The following is a 17,722-nucleotide window of genomic DNA, read 5'->3' as shown; positions in this document are numbered from 1 at the left end:
TCCTCCTGTGTGCCGGTTCAGCCCGTCGGCATGGTTTGTCCGGTCAACCGGGCGCCGGCCTCGTGCAGGGTCGGCAACTGCTTGCAGAACGCGAACCGCACCAGGTCCCGGCCGCCGCTGCGGTCGTGGTAGAAGGCCGAGCCCGGGATCGCCGCGACCCGTACCCGGGCAGCGAGGTCCTCGCACCAGGCGACGTCGTCACCGGGGCAGCGCGCCATCACGAAGTACCCGCCTTCGGGGGCGACGGCCGACAACTCGGTCCGGGCGAGGTAGCTCAGCAGCACGTCGCGGCGGGCGTGGTAATCGGCGGCCAGCTCGTCGAGGTAGTCGTCGTACCCGCTGGCGTCCAGCGCCGCCGCCACCGCCCACTGCAGGGGCGATGGAGCGGCGAAGGTGACGAACTGGTGGACCCGGCGGATCGCCTCGGTGACCGGCGGCGGTGCCAGGACCCAGCCGACCCGCCAGCCGGTCGCGCTGAACGTTTTGGAGGCCGACGACAGGACCAGGGTCCGGTCCCGGCAGCCGGGCACCGCCGACGCCCGTAGGTGCGAGCGGCGGTCGTAGGTCAGATGTTCGTACGTCTCGTCGGAGATCAGGTACGCGTCGTAGCGTTCGGCCAGCTCAGCGAGGACGACGTACTCCTCCGGGGTGATCAGCCGACCGCTCGGGTTGCCGGGCGAGTTGACGAAGACCAGCCGGGTACGCGGGCTGAACGCCGCGGCCAGCCGATCCAGGTCGATCTGGAAGTCCGGGAACGTGGTCGGGACGAACCGTACCGTCCCGCCGGCCGCCACCACGCACGGCGCGTACGTCTCGTAGTACGGCTCGATGATCACCGCCTCGTCACCTGGTTCGAGCAGCGCCGTCGTGGCCGACCACATTGCCTCGGTGGCTCCTGCGGTGATGGTCACCTCGGTGTCCGGGTCGTAGCCGACGCCGTAGTGGCGTTCGCTGTGCGCCGCCACCGCCCGGCGCAGTACGGGCAGTCCCGGGCTGGGCGCGTACTGGTTGACGTGCTGGCGCATCGCCTCCTCGGCGGCCCCGATCAGGGCCGCCGGCGGGTCGAAGTCGGGGAATCCCTGGGCCAGGTTGATCGCCGAGTGCCGGGTGGCGAGTTCGGTCACCCGGGAGAAGACCGAGACGCCGAACGGTCGCATCGCGGCCCGCAGTGGGGCCTGCGGTGCGGCTTGCAGTGGGGCCTGCTGGCTGGTGGTCAACTCCGACCTCCATCGGGCTGCACCGGCAGGACCCGGCCCGGGTTGAGGATGTTGCCGGCGTCGAGGGTCTGCTTCAGTAACCGCATCAGCGCGATCTCCGTCGGCTTGCGGGAGTAGCCGAGATAGGGCAGCTTCTCGAAACCGATGCCGTGTTCGGCCGAGATGGACCCCTCGTGGCGGGCGATGGCCCGGTAGACGATCTCCTCCACCTGTGACTTGCGTTGCCGGGTGCTCTCGCCCGTCACCACCGCGATGTGGACGTTGCCGTCGCCGAGATGACCGAAGACGATGAGCCGCACGGCCGCCCAGTGGCTACGCAGCTCCTCCTGGATCTCCTGCAGGTAGCGCGCCAACCGGGCGGCGGGCAGACTGAGGTCGAAACCGAACAGCGGCTGCATCTTCAGCACCTCCTTGGGGATCCGCTCCCGGACCGCCCAGAGCGCGCCGACCTCCTGCGGTGTCCGGGCGAGCACCGACTCGGAGACGATGTCGCCGCTGCCGGCGAGCGCTGCCGAGAACCGTTCGAAGTCCCGCTCTGCGTCCACACCGGAGCATTCGACCAGTACGTACATGGGGTAGCTGCCCTTGAGTGGCAGGACCATCTCGTCCGCCAGCGGGAGCAGCACCTCGTAGGCGCTGTCCCACATCGCCTCGTAGGCGCTGATCATGCCGGGCAGTCCGGACTGCAACCGGTGCAGCAGTTCGCGGGCCGCGTCCAGGCCCGGCAACCCGCACATCGCGGCGTAGCGGGTGGTAGGGGCGGGGGAGAGCCGCAGCGTCGCCCGGGTCACCACCCCCAGGGTGCCCTCCGTACCGATGAAGAGGTGTTTCAGGTCGTATCCGGCGTTGTTCTTGACCAGCTTGTGCAGACCGTCGATCACCGTGCCGTCGGCCAGCACCGCCTCGACGCCGAGGACCAGGTCGCGCATCATGCCGTACAACAGGACGCGGAGCCCGCCGGCGTTCGTCGCCACGTTGCCGCCGATGGTGGCGGTCGCCCTCGGCGCCACGTCGAGCGGGAACATCAGCCCGTGCTCGGCGGCGAGGTCCTGCACCTGGGCGAGGGTGCAGCCGGCCTGGACGGTCATGGTCCGGGTGGTCGGGTCGAGTTCCTCGATGGTGTTCATCCGCTCCAGCGACAGCACCACCTCGTCGGGACCGGGCACCCCACCGGAGACCAGGCCGGTCATGCCGCCCTGCGGCACGACCGGCCGGCCGTGTGCCGAGCAGAGTCGCAGCAGCTGCGACACCTGCCGCGTGTCGGCCGGTCGGACCACCAGCCGGGGGTCGCCGACGCGGTCGCTGCCCCAGAGGTCCTGTGCGTAGCGGGGATCGAGATCCGGTCCTTCCAGACAGTGCTCGTCGCCAACGATCTGCCGTACCTCGGCGGTGAACGTCACGGCGTGTTTCCTCCTGTTCGGTCGCTGTGCGGCCCGGCTACCGTTCGACGCCGGGCAGCTTCTGGTAGGCCGAGATCCACTCCAGGCTGGTGCGCACGTGCACGACGACCGGGCCGTCGCAGTCGACGGCGACCGGCACGGCCTGTTCGACGTCCTCGACGCAACGCACGGAAAGACCGGTCGCCCCGAAGGCCCACGCCATCGCGGCGAAATCCGGGTTGGCCAGGTCGGTGGCGACCCGGCGGCCGGGGTACGCCCGCTCCTGGTGCTGCCGGATGGTGCCGTACGAGCCGTTGTCGGCGACGACCACGATCAGCCGCGACCGCCGTGCGACGGCCGTCGCCAGCTCGGTGCCGGTCATCAGGAAACCGCCGTCGCCGACGAACGCGACGACCCGGCGGTGCGGTTCGCGCAGCGCGGCGGCCACCCCTCCCGGTACGCCGAACCCCATCGCGCCACCGGACATGCCGAGCAGCCGACGGCGACCGGTGGTCCGCAGGTACCGGTGCACCCAGGTGCTGAAGTTGCCGGCATCCACAGTGAACACGGCGTCGTCGAACGCCGCGTCGATCGCGGCCACGACGGCCCCGAACGGCACGCCGTCCGGGGCGTCCACCGGGTGCCACCGCGTCGACTCCACCTGTCGTGCCCGTAGTCGGCTGGTCCAATCGGACCAGCGGCCCGGATCCGCCTCGCAGGCGTCGGTCAGCGCGGTGAGGAAGGTGCCCGGGTCGGCCAGGACCGGCAGGTCGGGCCGGTGCACCCGGCCCAGCCAGGCCGGATCGGGATAGACGTGCACCAGCCGGCTGCGGGCCGGATCGGGCCAGTTGAACGATCTGCTGGTGATCGCGTCGAGCCGGGTGCCGATCGCCAGCACCAGGTCGGCTTCGTCGAACAGCTCCCAGCGAGCGGCGTCAGTGCCCAGGTGCAGGTGTCCCACGTACCCGCTGTGGTCGTTGTCGACCAGGTCCTGCCGCTTGTTGGCGGTCACGACCGGCAGCCGCAGCCGCTGCGCGGCGTACCGGATCGCCTCGCGGCCTTCGTCGTCGCCGAGCCGGTCGCCCACCACCAGCAGGGGCGACCTGGCCTGCGACAGCAGCGCGGCGCACCGCAGCACGTCGTCGGGCAGGTAGCCGGGGCTGGCGGCGGGGACCGGCGCGGCGGGCTGGGCGGTGGTGGCCTGACCGAGCAGGTCCTCCGGGACCACCACGACGACCGGGCCCGGCGCGCCCGCCTCGGCCAGTCGCAGCGCCCGCCGTACGGTCTCGGCGACACGACGAGCGTCGGTCACCGTCCACACCCCTTTGGCGACGTCGCCGAAGGTGAGTTCGTAGTTCATCTCCTGAAAGCCGCCCCGGCCGATCTCGCTGTGACGTACGTGGCCGACGACGAGTAGCAACGGGGTGGCGTCCTGCTGGGCGGAGTGCAGGGCGATGGCCGCGTTGGTCGCGCCCGGCCCCCGGTTGACCAGGACCACGCCGGCGCGCCGGGTGAGTTTCGCGTCGGCCAGGGCGGCGAAGCCGGCTGACCCTTCGTGCCGGCTGGTGACCACGTCGATCTGAGGCGTGTCGTGCAGGACGTCCAATACGTCGAGATAGCTCTCGCCAGCGACGCAGAAGATCCGGTCCACGCCGTGGGCGAGCAGCGTGGCGACGAGGGCCTCCGCCGCGGTCGCGGGTGTCTCCGAACGCCGCTTCTGCGGCGGCGACCCGGGCGGGGCCGCCGCCGTACTCGTCGCCGTACTCATCGTGGCGCCAGGTACGTCGCGGTCCGCGTCGCCGCCGGATGGATCACTGCGGCGTCGTCGAAGCTCTGTCCGTACGCCTGGTACTGCATGAGCATGAACTCGGGCGGGCTGTGGTGCCAGTGCTCGGCCCCGCGGTCGAAGCTGACCGGACCGCGCCAGGTGTCGAAGGTGCCGGCTTCGAGCGTGGTGAGCAGCGCCTCCCGGTCCGGCACACCGGCCGCCGCCAACGCCTGCCCGATGACCGTCACGTCGGTGAACGCGTTCAGCGCGTTGTCCGGCGGGAACGAACCGAAACTTGCCGAGTAGCGGTCGGTGAACCATCGGCCGATCGGGGTGAGCCCGGGCCACGACGGTCGGTACGTCGTCGCCGGCCAGATGACCAGGTTCCCGGCCTCACCGGCGAGCCGCCAGTAGTCGTCCGAGCGCATCGGGAACGGGAACATCACGAGCAGTTGCGTACCGGGCAGCAGCCCGATCTCGGTGGCCTGGTTGATCACCATGTAGTTCGTCCGGACGACTCCGCAGTTGATCAGCACATCCGGTTCGAAGTCCTTGATCTTGCGGAGCTCGTCGTAGACCTCCGTGGTCGACTCCTGGTCGAAGTCGAACCGTACGGTGCTGAAGCCCTCGGCGGCGGCAGCGGCCTGCTCGACGGTGTCGGCCATCATCGAGCCGAAGACCGTGTTCGGCGCGATGATCCCGAGGCGGAGCAGCTTCTGCTCGGCCAGAAAGTCGATGATCATGGGGACCCGGTCGGCGATGCTGAAGTAGGTCCGGAACAGGGTCCGCCGGTGCCGCGCGGTGATCGTGTTGTGCCCGTTCTCCACGAAGATCGGTACGCCGAGCAGCTCCGCGGTGCGGGTGACGTGTTCGGCGGTGCGCAGATGCCACTGGCCGACCACCGCGAGCACGTCGTCGACGACGGCGAGCTTGGCCAGGCCGGCGACGGCCGACCGTTGCATCCCCTCGTCCGCCGCGCTGGCCTGGTCGTTCTGCACCACGAACCGGAGGTCGGCGATGCCGGACTCACGCAGGTACGTGGCCCCCAGGCTGGCACCCCGGACGATCAACTCGCCGGCTACCGGATCGCCGGGCCCGGTGAGCGGGGTCAGGATGCCCAGCGGCGACGCGTCCGGGCCTGCCTGGGCATTGACGGAGCTGATCAGGTCACGTGCCCGCGACTCGGGTGTCCCGGTTGACATGGTTGTCTCCTGACGGTGTCGATGACGGTGTCGAGGTGCGGTGTCGAGGTGCGGTGGTGCGGTCGTCCGGTGTGGACGTCAGCAGTCGAAGGTCTGGCGGTACCGGGCGAACCGGCGGTTCAGGTCGGCGCCGTCGAGTCCGAAGTCCTCCGGCCGGTACCGGTGGACGCCGTGCTTGGTCTGCGAGTTCTCGCGTAGGTAGGTGCGCATCGCGGACTCGGCCGGCCCGGTCAGCGGCACGCCGATGAAGTCGCAGATCCTGCCGACGGTGCCGATCGGATCCGCGACCAGATCGGCGTAGCGGACGTCGAGCAGTTGCCCGGACGGGACCAGCTCCCGGGCTGCGGTCACCCCACCGATGACCTGGCCGATGCGGTCCAACCACTGCCGGCCGATCTCGTGCCGGTCGACCTGGTCGCTGCGCGCCTCCCGGACGGCCACGCAGAGACTGCACGTCGACGGCACGGTCCGTGCCGGGTCGCGGTGCAGCTGGATGATCCGTGCGTCCGGGTAGACAGCGACGAGTTCGGCGACCGACCACAGATGGAACGGGCATTTCAGCACCACCGGGCCGTCGGCCTCGCGCCAGAGCAGCGCCTGGAGTTGCCGGCGGTGGTAGCGGTACTCCTCGGTCAGGTCACGCTCCCGCAGCCACCCGCTGTAGCTGGGGATCCGGTAGCGCATCTCGTAGACCATGCTGGCGAAGGTGTTGCCGAGCAGCCGGTGGCACTCGTCCGGCCGTCGCGCGTCGAGGTAGTGGATGTGCCGCAGATCCGGGGCGATCCGGTTGTACTCGTCGACGTAGTCCTGCGCCTCGTCGGCCAGCCGGCGGTGCCGCTCGGTGTCGCCACGGTCCTCCGCCGGGTTCATCAACTCCCACAGCGCCGGGACCCGTAGGCCCGGATGGTGAGCCAGCAGATTGTGCACGAGTGTGGTGCCGGTACGAAGCAGCCCGGTGACGAACACCGGCCGCGGTACCGGCCATCCGGTGATCTCCGGATGCCGCTCGATCAGCTGTGCCAGCCTCGCCTGCACCACCAGGGCTGCACTCAGCGCGCCGGCCACTGCCCGACGGCCCGACGGAGTCAGCCGGGCCTCACTGGACAGGCTCGACGCGAGCCGGTCCAGGTTGGCCAGGAACTGGAACGACTCCGGCCCGACGCCGGTGCGCGCGGCGGCGTCCGCCACGATCGCCTCCGTGGCCAGTTCCGTCGTGGTCACCATGGCGTCACCTTCCGGGGACGGCAGCGGCGGGTCGCCGTGCCTGGTCGGACGATGCGGCCCCGACGACGTCCACCCGGTCCCGCAGCGGACGCCCGGCCAGGAAATCGTCGAGGTTGTCGAGCAGCACGTCGGCGATCCGTTCTTCCTCCTGCGGGAACCGGTACGCGCCGTGTGGGGTGATCCAGAGGTTGGGGACGCTCCACAGCTCGGACCGCGCGGCAAGGGGTTCGCTGTCGTGGACGTCGAGCAGTGCCGCTCGTAGCCGGCCCGCCCTCAGCCGGCTGACCAGGCCGGCGGTGTCGAGCACCTGGGCCCGGCCGACGTTGATCACGCTCGCGTGCGCCGGCAGGCGGTCCAGCACGGTGCCGTTCACGAGGTGCCGTGTCTGCGGGGTGTGCGGCATCGCGATGACGAGATGGTCGGCGCCGTCGGCCGCATCGGCGATCTGATGCAGGGGCAGCACCTGATCGGTGCCGGGACAGGAGCGGGGAGTACGGGTGACGGCGGTGACGCTCACCCCGAACGCCGGCGCCCGGGTCGCGATCTCGGTGCCGATCCGGCCGAGTCCGACGAGCACCATCCGCGACCCGGTGACCAGCAGCGCGTCGGGCAGCCGCCATTGCTGCCGCCGATGCTGGTCGACCAGCCGTACGGCGTCCTTGGCCAGCGCCAGCAGCCCCATCCAGGCGAACTCCGCGACGGCCGTCGCCGGCACCCTGGCCGACGACGACACCTGGAGCGTCGGTGACGGCGCGCCGGCCGGTACGTGGTCGGTGCCGGTACCGGTCAGGTGCAGCCAGCGCAGCCGGCGGCACCTGCCGAGCAGGCCGGCGGGGAAGGTGTTGGCGACCAGCACTTCGATGCTGTCACCGTCCGGGGGATCGGAGTCGACGTCGGTCACCAGCTCGACCGGCAGGTCCGGATGGCGCGCGGCGAGGCTGGCACGTAGCCGTGGACCGATTGTCGGGTGGTAGACACAGATTCGCGGACCGGTGCGGGGGTGCTGCGGCATCAGGCACTGACCAGTTCCCGCTCGCGGCGGGTGGCCAGCCGCTGCGCGGCGATCTCCGCGGCGATGCGCGTCAGTGGTCGCGGGTCGCCAGTGGAGCGCGCCAGCAGTTCCCGGACGTTGTCCCGGATGCGGGCCGAGACCTCGCGGAACAGCCAGTCGACGAGTTCGTCGAGTCCGAGGTCGTGGGGCGCGGCGCCGAGCAGCAACAGGCCGGTCACGGCCGCCGCACCGCAGTTGGCCACGATCCCCGGCAGCACCGGCACACCCCGCCTGGCGAGCTCCTCACATGCCTCGTCGGAGCAGGTCAGGTTGCCACCCTCGACGATGATCGCGGCGGTGACCCGGTCGACGTTGTGCCGGGTGACCGCGTCGCGGTTGGCGGCGAGGACAAGGACGTCCGCGGCGACGTCCAGCCATGCCTCGGCGGCTGAGTCCAGCAGTTGTCCGTCGGGCAACCGGCTCCGGTCGATGGTCCCGGACTCATCGGTGACGGATATGAGTTCCTGCACCGGGAGTCCGTCCGGGTTGATGATCGTGCCATAGCGGTCGGCGACCGCGACGATACGAAATCCACGAGCGGCGAGTCCGCTCGCCACGGCCCGACCCACGGTGCCGAAACCCTGGATGGAAACGGTGCCGCTGGTGGCGTCCAGACCGATTCTTTCGGCGGCCTCGACGGTCGCCTCGCACACTCCGAAGCCGGTCACCTCATGGCAGTGGCGCCACAGTTCGCTCCACGAGCAAGGGAGTTCCACCTTGCCGTCGCGACGCAGGTCGAAGGCGGCGGCCTCGAAGAACAGGTCGCGGTCCCGGTAGGAAACCCCCTGGTCGCATCCCAGGTAGATGCCGCTGTGCAGCAACGGGGCGACGGCCTTGCCGAATGCGGTCAGTTGCCGGTCGCGTTGTGGTCCGGGCGGGAGTCCGCAGGCGATACCGGCCTTGGCCCCGCCGATCGACAGGCCGGCCAGGGCGAGTTTGGAGGTCATCGCTTCGGCGAGTGCGCTGACTTCCTCGATGTCGACGTCGGCCGTCATTCGGGTGCCACCCATCGCCCGGTTGTCGACCATGTCGTCGATGACGACGAAGCCTCGGAAGTCCGTCTCCGGATCGGTGACCTGAATACGCATCTGCATCCCCATGGGATCCTCCCCATTCGACGACGTTCGTACCCGTGGTTGCGCGTTGATGTGACCCGTTCTTGTGGCATGCCGAAAATTGCGTTAAGGTCGTGAGGCACGACTATCCGAGCGATCCCGGGGATGGGACCGCTGCAGCGTGATATGGCAGCCGACTTGGCTGAAGAAATCGAATTCCTATCGTTTTCGGACGTGCAGTCCGACACCCAGCTTCAGCTGGTCAGGTTCCTTTGCAGACCTCCCGTGGCGACCTAAGTTTGATAGCTCGCTCCGCCTGTGGCGACGATTGAAGCATGTAACTGACACCCGTGCAAGCAACATCAAACGCCCTTTTTGTTCCGATTTGAACGATTATCTCGGGTGGCGAATCACGCATCGTGTTCGCGCGATCTCCTCGAAGTTCTATATGATTAACGGGTTATCGTTTCCCGAATCGATCGTTTGTCGAGCTATTCAATCGCCGCTTCTGTCCAGCGGTTTTGGGGAAACTGGGGGCATCGCCGAGGTATTGTCCGATTGGATGCGATGGGGTCGTCGACGGTGGTGATGGATCGCCTGCGTGGCAGCTTCGTCGCGGTGGGATTCATGCAGGCACCGGGTGGGTGGCGGCCGCCGTCACCGCCCGCGCGGCGCGGCCCGTCGGTCGGGTCACGGGGTGGCGGTACTGATCCCGCCGGGCCGTGGGGCACGGTTCGGTCGCCGGTCGTCCGGCGTCCCCGTGACTGTGGCCGGGAGATTGCCGATGATGACGAGTTTGTTACTTAGTGCAACCTGTTGCTACGTGCAGTAGTTTTTGATGATCTTGATCGGTCCGATGGGGAAGGTTGGGCACCGGCGGTCACTGCCGGGGTGGCCGTCGCTGCCCCCGGAAGACGTGCCGGTATGTCTGCGGCGGTACCGCCACGGCCCGCTGGAAGTGCATCCGTAGCGTGGCGGCGGACCCGAAACCCACTCGGCGGGCGACCCACTCGATCGGCTCCTCGGTCGTCTCGAGCAGCTCCTGAGCGAGTCGGACCCGCTGCTGCACCAGCCATCGCAGCGGGCTGATCCCGGTGATCTCGACGAACCGGCGGGCGAACGTCCGCGGGCTCATGTTCGCCCGCCGGGCCAGGTCCGGCACGGTCAGCGGCTCGTCGAGGTGCTCACGAACCCAGTCCAGCACCGGGCCCAGCTCGGTGCCGGCCGGCACCCGTACCGGTGGCTGCACGAACTGCGCCTGGGAACCGTCCCGGTGCGGCGGCACCACCATCCGCCGGGCCAGGTCCCGTGCCACCGTCGTGCCGTGGTCGAGGGTGACCAGATGCAGGCAGATGTCGATGGCGGCACCGGTGCCGGCGGACGTGAGAACGTCCCCCTCGTCGACGAAGAGGACGCCGCCGTCCACGTTCACCTTCGGCCACTGGTGGGCGAAGTCGGTCAGGTTCATCCAATGTGTCGTGGCGCGCCGGCCGTCGAGCAGCCCCGCCGCCGCGAACAGGTACGCGCCGGTGCAGATCGCTACCATCCGGGCACCTCGCTCGTGCGCCCGCCGAAGGCTGGCGAGTAGCTCCGCCGGCGGCTCCAGCTGGGTACGGCGGGCACACGCCGGGACGATGACGGTGTCGGCCCGCTCCAACTCGCTCAGCGACCAGGGCACCTCCAGCCCCATCCCACCGGGCCCCCGGAGCCGGCCCGGAACCGCCGCGCACAACCGCAGCTCGTACCAGGGATCCACCAGGTCGGACCGGTCGATGCCGAAGACCTCGCAGGGTACGGCGAGTTCGAAGATCGGCATCTCATCCGTGACAGCCACGGCTACGACATGGGCCATGGCAGAAACTTAGCGGCATCTGGCACTACTCATGCTGTCGCCGGCTCCGTCCACCTGCCACTCTCGCCTCGTGGTCGATAGTGCGCAGGACGTCAAGCCCACCCCGGTCAGGCCGTCCGGCGGGCAGGTGACGTTCGTCCAGGGCACGGCGCTCTACGTCGGCGCCGTACTCGGCACCGGGGCGATCGCCCTGCCGGCTCTGGCCGCCCGGGCCGCAGGTCCGGCATCGTTGCTGGCCTGGCTGGGCATGGTGCTGATGTCCATCCCGCTCGCCGCCACCTTCGCCGCGCTCGGTTCCCGGTACCCGGACTCCGGCGGTGTCTCGACCTACGTCCGGCGCGCATTCGGACATCGCCTGGCAGCGCTGGTCGGCTGGTGTTTCTACCTGACCGTACCGCCCGCGATGGCCGCCGCCGCGCTCTTCGGCGGGGCCTACGTGGCCAGCGCCACCGGCGGCGGCACCGCGACCGTCGTCGGGACGGCGGCGCTGTTGATCGCTACCGTAACGATCGCGAACGCCTTCGGGCTGCGCGTCTCCGGCCGGCTCGCGCTGCTGCTCGCGGGGGTGCTCGCGACGTTGCTGCTGGCGGCCGCGATCACCTCGCTGCCACACGCTCGGTGGGACAATCTGCAACCGTTCGCGCCCTACGGCTGGTCGGCGGTGGCGACCGCTGCCGCGCTGCTGGTCTGGAGCTTCTCCGGCTGGGAGGCGATGACGCACCTGTCGGCGGATTTCCGGCGACCGGCCCGGGACATTCCGCGTACCACCGGATCGGCCGTGGCCATCGTCGGTGTGCTCTATCTCGCCGTCGCCGCAGCCAGCATCCTCGTGCTCGGGGCCGCCGCAGGGGAGTCCAACGCGCCGTTGGCCGACCTGCTGGCGATCGGGGTCGGAGGGCCGAGCCGGGTGATAGCCGCTGCGGTCGCCGTACTGCTGACTCTCGGCGTGATGAACACCTACCAGGCAGGTGCGGCCAAACTCGGCGCTGCCCTGGGCCGCGACGCAGCCATGCCCCGCTGGCTGGCACCCGGCGCTGCCTCCGGCGAGGTGCCGCTACGCAGCGTCGGAGTCGTGGCGGCGATCGCCGGAGCCGCGCTTGCCGGGGTGACGCTGCTCGGCGACGCCGATCCGGAGCCGCTCGTGCTGCTGACCACAGGTGCGTTCATGACCGTGTACGTCCTCGGTGCCGCCGCCGCTGTGCGACTGCTGCCGCGACGCAGCGCCGGCTGGGTGTCCGCGCTCATCTCGGTGATCGCCGCCGCAGCCCTGCTCGCCACGACCGGACGTTACCTGCTGTGGCCACTCGGGCTGGCCGCCGCTTGTCTGTTCTACCTGTATCTCAGCTCCGCCGCCGCACGTCGGCACCCCCGCGGCGATGACCGACGTTCCGTCCCGGACGACGCCGTGAGGTAGCAAGGTGCGACGCAGTGAGGTAGCAAGGTCCGAATCGGAGCTGTCCGGTGTGGGCGGGTGTACCACTTGATTGTCACCGTATATACGGAAAGACTATTCTAGTCGCATTCTCGACTTGAGGATGGTCGATGACCTGGCACAGTCCCCCGCGCACACTGCTGCTCAGAACCGTTGACGGGTGCGATCTGGATCCGGAACGTCTGCTCGACGTCTTCGCCGACCAACGGCGACTGCTCCTCGAGGACCTGCAGGGGTTCGGGCCGCAGGAGTGGTCCGCGCCGACCCGCTGCCCCGGCTGGTCCGCGCACGACACCGTCCGGCACCTGTGTGACGTGACCCGCGCGATCGCCGCCGACCCTGGTGACCGCACCCTCGACATGGCGGCCGGGTTCGACCCGCGGATCACCCCGAACCTGTGGCTCACGGCATCGGCCGGCGAGCCGCCCGCCGCCACCGTCGACCGGCTCGCCGCGACGACGGACGAGGTCGTCGCCGTGGCCCGGGGTCGGCTGGCCCGTGACGAACGGTTCGACGTCGCCCTACCGTTCGGGCCGATGGACTGGACGGTGCTGGTGCTGCACGTCCTGTGGGACTCGTGGCTGCACGAACGGGACATCTTCCTGGCCCTCGGTGTCGACCGCCCGACCGTCACCGCACAGCCGGCCGGGACCGGGTCAGTCGACACCGGCGCGACCGGCTACGCGGCGGCGTACGGGCTGCTCATCGCTGCGGCTGTCGCGCGGATGTTCGGCGACCAGGTGCGCCATCGTCTCGCGCTCGGCGGCACCGGGGGTGGCGTCTTCGAGCTGGACACCGACGGAGCGGTGACGCTCACCGTCACCTCACCGTCAGCGTCGTCGTCGTTGCCGGAGCCCGGCCCGCCCGCCGCCGAGGTGACCGACGCACTGGCCGGGCGCGGCTCGGCGGCTGTGCTCGATGTCGTACCCGATCAGGCGCGGACCGCCCTGACCCACCTGGCCACCTTCTTCACCTCCCCGGTGGACGAAGCCGCCGCCTGACGACACGGCACCACCGGCTGACGACGCACGGCACTGCTATCTGACGACGTACGGCACCACTACGGGGTGATGACGATCCGGGCGCCGGCCGACCCGTCGGCCTGGGCCTGCCAGGCGGCGGCCACGTCGTCGAGTGGTCGTACCTGGTGGTCGACGGTCAACCGGCCGGCGTGCGCGTGCCCGGCGATCGCGGCCAGCGCCGCCGCCCGCTGCTGCGCGGTCAGCTCGTTGTTGCTGTAGCCGAGTACGCGCAGCGCGCCGCCGCGCAGCGTGGCCGACTCGAACGGGGCGGTCGCCCCGGCCGAGCCGCCGAGGTTGACCAGCCGGCCACCGGGGCGCAGCACCCGCAGCGCGGCCGCCGCCGGCACCCCGAACAGCGGGTCGAGGACCAGGTCGAGCGGGCCGCCAGCGGCTTTCCGCAGCCGGTCGGCCAGACCGGGTACGTCGTCGTCGGCGCGCAGCGGCACCACCGCGTCGGCACCCAACGCGCGCAGCCGCTCGGCGGCGGCGCTCGACCGGGCGGCGGCGATCACCCGCCGGGCGCCGACCAGCCGGGCGAGTTGCACCCCGGCCTGCCCGACGGTGCCGCTGGCCCCGAGGACCAGTACGTCCTCCCCGGCGCGCAGCCCACCCCGCAGGGTCAGCGCCGACCAGGCGGCGATCGCCGAGTAGCCGAGCGCCGCGATCAGCCGGTGGTCCACCCCGTCGGGCAGCGGCACCAGGTCGGCGACGGCGACGGCGGCGTACCCGGCGAGGCCGCCGTCGCCCGGTGCCATCCCGGCGCGGGTCGGGAACCACACGCCGGAGCCGTCGGCGAGGGTGCCGACGCCCTGTACGCCGGGCACGTACGGCAGGGCCGGCGCGCCCAGGTAGGAGCTGCCGGAGGCGCAGAGCAGGTCCAGCGGGGTGATCGGCGCGGCGCTCACCCGGACCAGCACCTGCCCGGCGGTCGGCGTCGGCCGGGGCCGCCGCTGGACGACCGGTGGTTCGCCGTACCCGGTGAGTACGGCGGCGGTCATCGACTGGGACGCGGACATCAGGTGGCGATGTCCGGGTACGGCAACGCGAAGTGGGCCAGCCGTAGCCCGTACTGCTTCTGGTAGGCCAACGGCTCGTCGTGGTCGCGTTCGAACATGGCGATGAACAGGGTCAACGTCAGGAACGGGTGCGCGCCCAGCTCGAACAGCCGGACATGGTCGTGGGCGGCCAGCGCGTCCCGTTCGTCGTCGGTGAAGCGCAGCCAGGTGCTCGCCTCGCCGGTGTGGCAGTTCAGTACGGAGTTCGCCCGCTCCGCCTCCCACCAGGTGACGAATTCCCGTGGCTCGGACCGGTAGCGCTCGACGAGCTCCGGGTCCCGGTCGACGGTGTAGAGGAACTTGTCCACAAGGTACTTGCTCATGCCGGCGCTCCGTTCGGGTACCAGGTGAAGTAGGCCTCCATGGTGTGGAACAGGTCGAGGGTGTCGACGTGGTGCGCCTTGGCTCCGGCTCCGGCGACTCCCATCATCAGCATGAAGTCCATGAAGCCGTGGGTGGCGTTGCCGGGGGAGTGCAGGCTGTCCAGGGTGACTTCGGCGAGACAGCCGTCCAGGTCACCGTTGGCGATCCACTCCACCGCCCGCTGGTCGAACTCAGGGTCCGGGCCGTGCGGGCCGAACTGGCGCGGCCCGCCCAGCTCCAGCGACAGGTGCCCGGTGCCGATGATCGCCACCCGCAGGTGACTCGGCCACGACTCGACGATGTCCCGGATCGCCTCGCCGAGCTGCACGAAGCGTTTCGGCTGCGGCAGCGGCGGGGCGAAGATGTTGGTGTAGATGGGCACGATCGGCAGGTCGGCCTCGGGCCGCAGGGTGATGATCGGGCAGGTGATGCTGTGGTCGATCCGCAGCTCGTTGCTGAACGCCAGGTCGAAACCGGCGTCCAGGCCGGCCCGTAGCAGGTGCGCCGACAGGTCCTCCTGACCTTTGAGCAGCATCCGGGGCAGGCCGAACTCGCGTTCCTCGTTGTACCAGTTGGCGTCGTAGAACGGTGCCTTGCCGACCAGGAACTGCGGCATGTTGTCCAGCCACAGCTGATGGAAGTGGTCGGAGCCGACCATCACCAGCACGTCCGGGTTGGCCTTGGTGAGGGTCTCCCGGAAGGCGAGGATCTTGCGTTGCCACTCGTCGGCGAAGGGTGGCCGGTCGGAGCCGGTGGCGGTGGTGGCCCGGTAGTAGAACGGGTGGTGTGTGGAGGCGATGACCGCGACGATGCTGGCCATGGCCGCTCCTTCCAGAAGGGGGTGACGGTGACGGGGGATCAGCTGTCGGTCGGGGGGACGTAGCGGGCGTTGCGGTCGACGGTGCGGTAGATCTCCATGCCGAGCGGGTCGCGGCGCTCCTCGGCGAGGTGGCCGAGCAGACCGGCGGTGCGGGCCAGCAGGGCGAAGCCGCGCAGCAGGTCGACCGGCAGGTCCAGGTCGGCCAGCGCGGCACCGCACACCCCGGCACCGTTGAGCGGCAGGGTGCGGCCGAGGACCTGCGGGTGGACCCGGCCGATCGCTTCGAACAGCCGCAGGTGCGGTCCGCGCAGACCCTCGGCGTCCGCGATGCGGATCAACACCGGGGTACGCGGGTCGACGTCCTTGTGCACCGGGTGGCCGAGGCCGGGCAGCAGCCGCTTGGCGGCGCGGGCGTCGCGTACCGCCGCCAGGGCGACCTCGTCCCAGCCGGCGTCGTCGTCGGGGTAAGTGTCGAGGCCGGCGAGGACGTCGGCGAGGAACCGGCCGCAGTCCTCGGTGACGCCGAGGAAGCGGGAGCCGCCGCCGAGCAGACCGGCGGCGATGGCGCCCTGCAGCGACTCGGGGGCGCTGAGGTACGTCAGCCGGGCGGCGATCGCCGTCGGGGTGAAGCCGTGGTCGGCCAGCGCCACCAGCACCGTTTCGAGGACCCGTACCTGCCCGGGGGTGGGTCGGCGGCCGGCGACCAGCCAGTACGCCAGCTCACCGAAGCCGACCTTGCCCATCAGGTCCTCGGCGAGGTCCTGGCCGAGCAGCCGGATCGTGGTCCGGTCGGAGGTGCCGATCGAGGTCGGGAAATCCAGCTGCTTGTCACCGGCCGGCCGCTGGTGCTGGCCCTGGTCGTTCAGCTCGTCAGCCACGCGCGGATCTCCTCACCGTGTTCGTCGAGTGCGGGCGGTGGCGCGTCGTAGCGCGCCGGAGTCTGCGACAAAGTGATCGGGTGCCGGATGCCGGGTACGGCGGTGTCGCCGTCGCCGACGGTGACCACCGGGTCGAGGCCGAGTCGTTGCGCGAGCGCCACCCCGCCGTCGATGGTGTTGATCGGTGCGCACGGCACCCCGGCGGCGAGCAGGACCTCGAACCACTCGTCGCGGGTGCGCTTCATGAGCTGCTCGACCAGCAGCGGGCGCAGCGCCTCGCGGTTGGCGGTGCGGTCCTGGTTGCGGCCGAACCGGGGGTCGTCGACCAGTTCCGGTACGCCGAGCACCTCGCACAGTTTGCGGAACTGTCCGTCGTTGCCGGCGATGACGATGAGCTCGCCGTCGGCGACCGGCAGCGGCTCGTACGGGAACAGGCTCGGGTGGGCGTTGCCCATCCGCAACGGCACGACGCCGCCGGCGACGTACCCGCTGCTGTGGTTGACCAGCCCGGACAGCGCCGAGGACAGCAGGTTGACCTCGACGTGCTGACCCTGGCCGGTGGTGTCGCGGTGGTGCAGGGCGGCGAGGATGCCGATGCTGGCGTGTAGCCCGGACATGACGTCGAAGACGCTGATCCCGGCCCGGTACGGCGACCCGTCGGCGTCGCCGGTGAGGCTCATCAGGCCGGAGACGGCCTGCACCATCAGGTCGTAGCCGGGGTAGGCGGCGCCGGCACCGGTGCCGAAGCCGCTGATCGACGCGTAGATGACCTTGGCGTTGCGGCCGGCGACGCTGTCGTAGTCGAGGCCGAAGCGGCGCAGCCCGCCGGGCTTGAAGTTTTCGATCAGCACGTCGGCGCGGTCGGCGAGCCGACGGGCGATGTCGAGGTCGTCGGGATCTTTCAGGTCCAGCGCGATGGACCGTTTGTTGCGGTTGATGCCCAGGTAGTACGTGGAGACGCCGTCGCGGGTCGGCGGCATCCAGGTGCGGGTGTCGTCGCCGCCGGGCCCCTCGACCTTGATCACTTCGGCACCGAGATCGGCGAGCAGCATCGTGGCGTACGGGCCGGCGAGGATCCGGGAGAAGTCGGCGACCAGCAGCCCGTGCAGCGGCCCGGTGCCACCGGCTGGTCGCGTCGCCGCCGCCTTGGCCGCTGACGGGTGCGTCGTCGCCGCCTCGGCCGCCGGTGGATGTCGCTCGGCCATCTTCTGGTCGCCTCCCTCGTGACCCCATACGGCCATGCAGCCGCACAGCGGACGATCGTCCGAGAATCGAGTCTCGGTTCGTTGATGCGGTTGTGTCAACCCGTACCGGCGAGGTCTCGGTAAACCCACTGCTCCAAGCTGCCAAGGCTAGGATGAAACAAGTTTGAAATCTTCTCTTGACGCCGCTCGTGACCCGGAA

General features: G+C 70.3%; 15 protein-coding genes. 2 read left to right on the top strand and 13 right to left on the bottom strand.

Annotated features, from left to right (window positions below):
• Positions 1-17: 17 nt before the first annotated feature.
• The 8 genes from O7623_RS12190 to O7623_RS12155 form a co-directional block, all read right to left on the bottom strand.
• Positions 18-1,217, bottom strand: a complete 1,200-nt coding sequence (locus O7623_RS12190) for an aminotransferase class I/II-fold pyridoxal phosphate-dependent enzyme (RefSeq protein ID WP_282228723.1) — start codon at positions 1,215-1,217, stop codon at positions 18-20.
• Positions 1,214-2,617, bottom strand: a complete 1,404-nt coding sequence (locus O7623_RS12185; protein WP_282228722.1) for an FAD-binding oxidoreductase — start codon at positions 2,615-2,617, stop codon at positions 1,214-1,216. The genes O7623_RS12190 and O7623_RS12185 overlap by 4 nt, the downstream gene beginning before the upstream one ends.
• Positions 2,618-2,654: 37 nt before the next feature.
• Complete coding sequence (locus O7623_RS12180; RefSeq protein ID WP_282228721.1) at positions 2,655-4,364, bottom strand: thiamine pyrophosphate-dependent enzyme; 1,710 nt, start codon at positions 4,362-4,364, stop codon at positions 2,655-2,657.
• Positions 4,361-5,566 carry an ABC transporter substrate-binding protein gene (locus O7623_RS12175; protein WP_282228720.1) on the bottom strand — a complete coding sequence of 402 codons (1,206 nt, stop codon included), beginning with the start codon at positions 5,564-5,566 and terminating at the stop codon, positions 4,361-4,363. The genes O7623_RS12180 and O7623_RS12175 overlap by 4 nt, the downstream gene beginning before the upstream one ends.
• A gap of 78 nt (positions 5,567-5,644) precedes the next feature.
• Positions 5,645-6,790 (bottom strand): sulfotransferase, encoded by a 1,146-nt coding sequence (locus tag O7623_RS12170; protein ID WP_282228719.1) that lies wholly within the window; start codon positions 6,788-6,790, stop codon positions 5,645-5,647.
• Positions 6,791-6,794: 4 nt separating this feature from the next.
• On the bottom strand, positions 6,795-7,802 hold the full coding sequence (locus tag O7623_RS12165; RefSeq protein ID WP_282228718.1) for a D-2-hydroxyacid dehydrogenase: 1,008 nt from the start codon (positions 7,800-7,802) through the stop codon (positions 6,795-6,797).
• Positions 7,802-8,941 (bottom strand): Glu/Leu/Phe/Val dehydrogenase dimerization domain-containing protein, encoded by a 1,140-nt coding sequence (locus O7623_RS12160; protein ID WP_282228717.1) that lies wholly within the window; start codon positions 8,939-8,941, stop codon positions 7,802-7,804. Before O7623_RS12160 ends, O7623_RS12165 begins: the two co-directional genes overlap by 1 nt.
• An 835-nt stretch (positions 8,942-9,776) precedes the next feature.
• On the bottom strand, positions 9,777-10,748 hold the full coding sequence (locus O7623_RS12155; RefSeq protein WP_282228716.1) for a helix-turn-helix domain-containing protein: 972 nt from the start codon (positions 10,746-10,748) through the stop codon (positions 9,777-9,779).
• 70 nt (positions 10,749-10,818) lie between these two features.
• Between O7623_RS12155 and O7623_RS12150 the strand changes: the two genes are divergently transcribed.
• Together O7623_RS12150 and O7623_RS12145 are read left to right on the top strand one after the other, a co-directional pair.
• Positions 10,819-12,162 carry an APC family permease gene (locus O7623_RS12150; protein WP_282228715.1) on the top strand — a complete coding sequence of 448 codons (1,344 nt, stop codon included), beginning with the start codon at positions 10,819-10,821 and terminating at the stop codon, positions 12,160-12,162.
• A gap of 128 nt (positions 12,163-12,290) precedes the next feature.
• Positions 12,291-13,181, top strand: a complete 891-nt coding sequence (locus O7623_RS12145) for a maleylpyruvate isomerase family mycothiol-dependent enzyme (RefSeq protein ID WP_282228714.1) — start codon at positions 12,291-12,293, stop codon at positions 13,179-13,181.
• Between the two features lie 59 nt (positions 13,182-13,240).
• Here the strand turns inward: O7623_RS12145 and O7623_RS12140 are convergent, their stop codons facing one another.
• Genes O7623_RS12140 through O7623_RS12120 form a run of 5 tightly spaced genes read right to left on the bottom strand, consistent with a single transcriptional unit; the run spans position 13,241 to position 17,523 of the window.
• Entirely contained in the window at positions 13,241-14,218 is a 978-nt protein-coding gene (locus O7623_RS12140; protein WP_282228713.1) for a zinc-binding dehydrogenase, read from the bottom strand.
• On the bottom strand, positions 14,218-14,580 hold the full coding sequence (locus tag O7623_RS12135; RefSeq protein ID WP_282228712.1) for a hypothetical protein: 363 nt from the start codon (positions 14,578-14,580) through the stop codon (positions 14,218-14,220). Before O7623_RS12135 ends, O7623_RS12140 begins: the two co-directional genes overlap by 1 nt.
• Complete coding sequence (locus O7623_RS12130; RefSeq protein ID WP_282228711.1) at positions 14,577-15,440, bottom strand: extradiol ring-cleavage dioxygenase; 864 nt, start codon at positions 15,438-15,440, stop codon at positions 14,577-14,579. Before O7623_RS12130 ends, O7623_RS12135 begins: the two co-directional genes overlap by 4 nt.
• Before the next feature lie 38 nt (positions 15,441-15,478).
• Entirely contained in the window at positions 15,479-16,318 is an 840-nt protein-coding gene (locus tag O7623_RS12125; RefSeq protein ID WP_282228710.1) for a citryl-CoA lyase, read from the bottom strand.
• A complete protein-coding gene (locus O7623_RS12120; protein ID WP_282228709.1) occupies positions 16,303-17,523 on the bottom strand; it encodes a CaiB/BaiF CoA-transferase family protein in 1,221 nt (406 codons plus the stop codon). Before O7623_RS12120 ends, O7623_RS12125 begins: the two co-directional genes overlap by 16 nt.
• Positions 17,524-17,722 lie beyond the last annotated feature (199 nt).

The sequence above is a fragment of the Solwaraspora sp. WMMD791 genome, assembly GCF_029581195.1.
Taxonomy (GTDB): Bacteria; Actinomycetota; Actinomycetes; order Mycobacteriales; family Micromonosporaceae; genus Micromonospora_E.
This window is presented reverse-complemented; position numbering and strand designations above follow the sequence as displayed.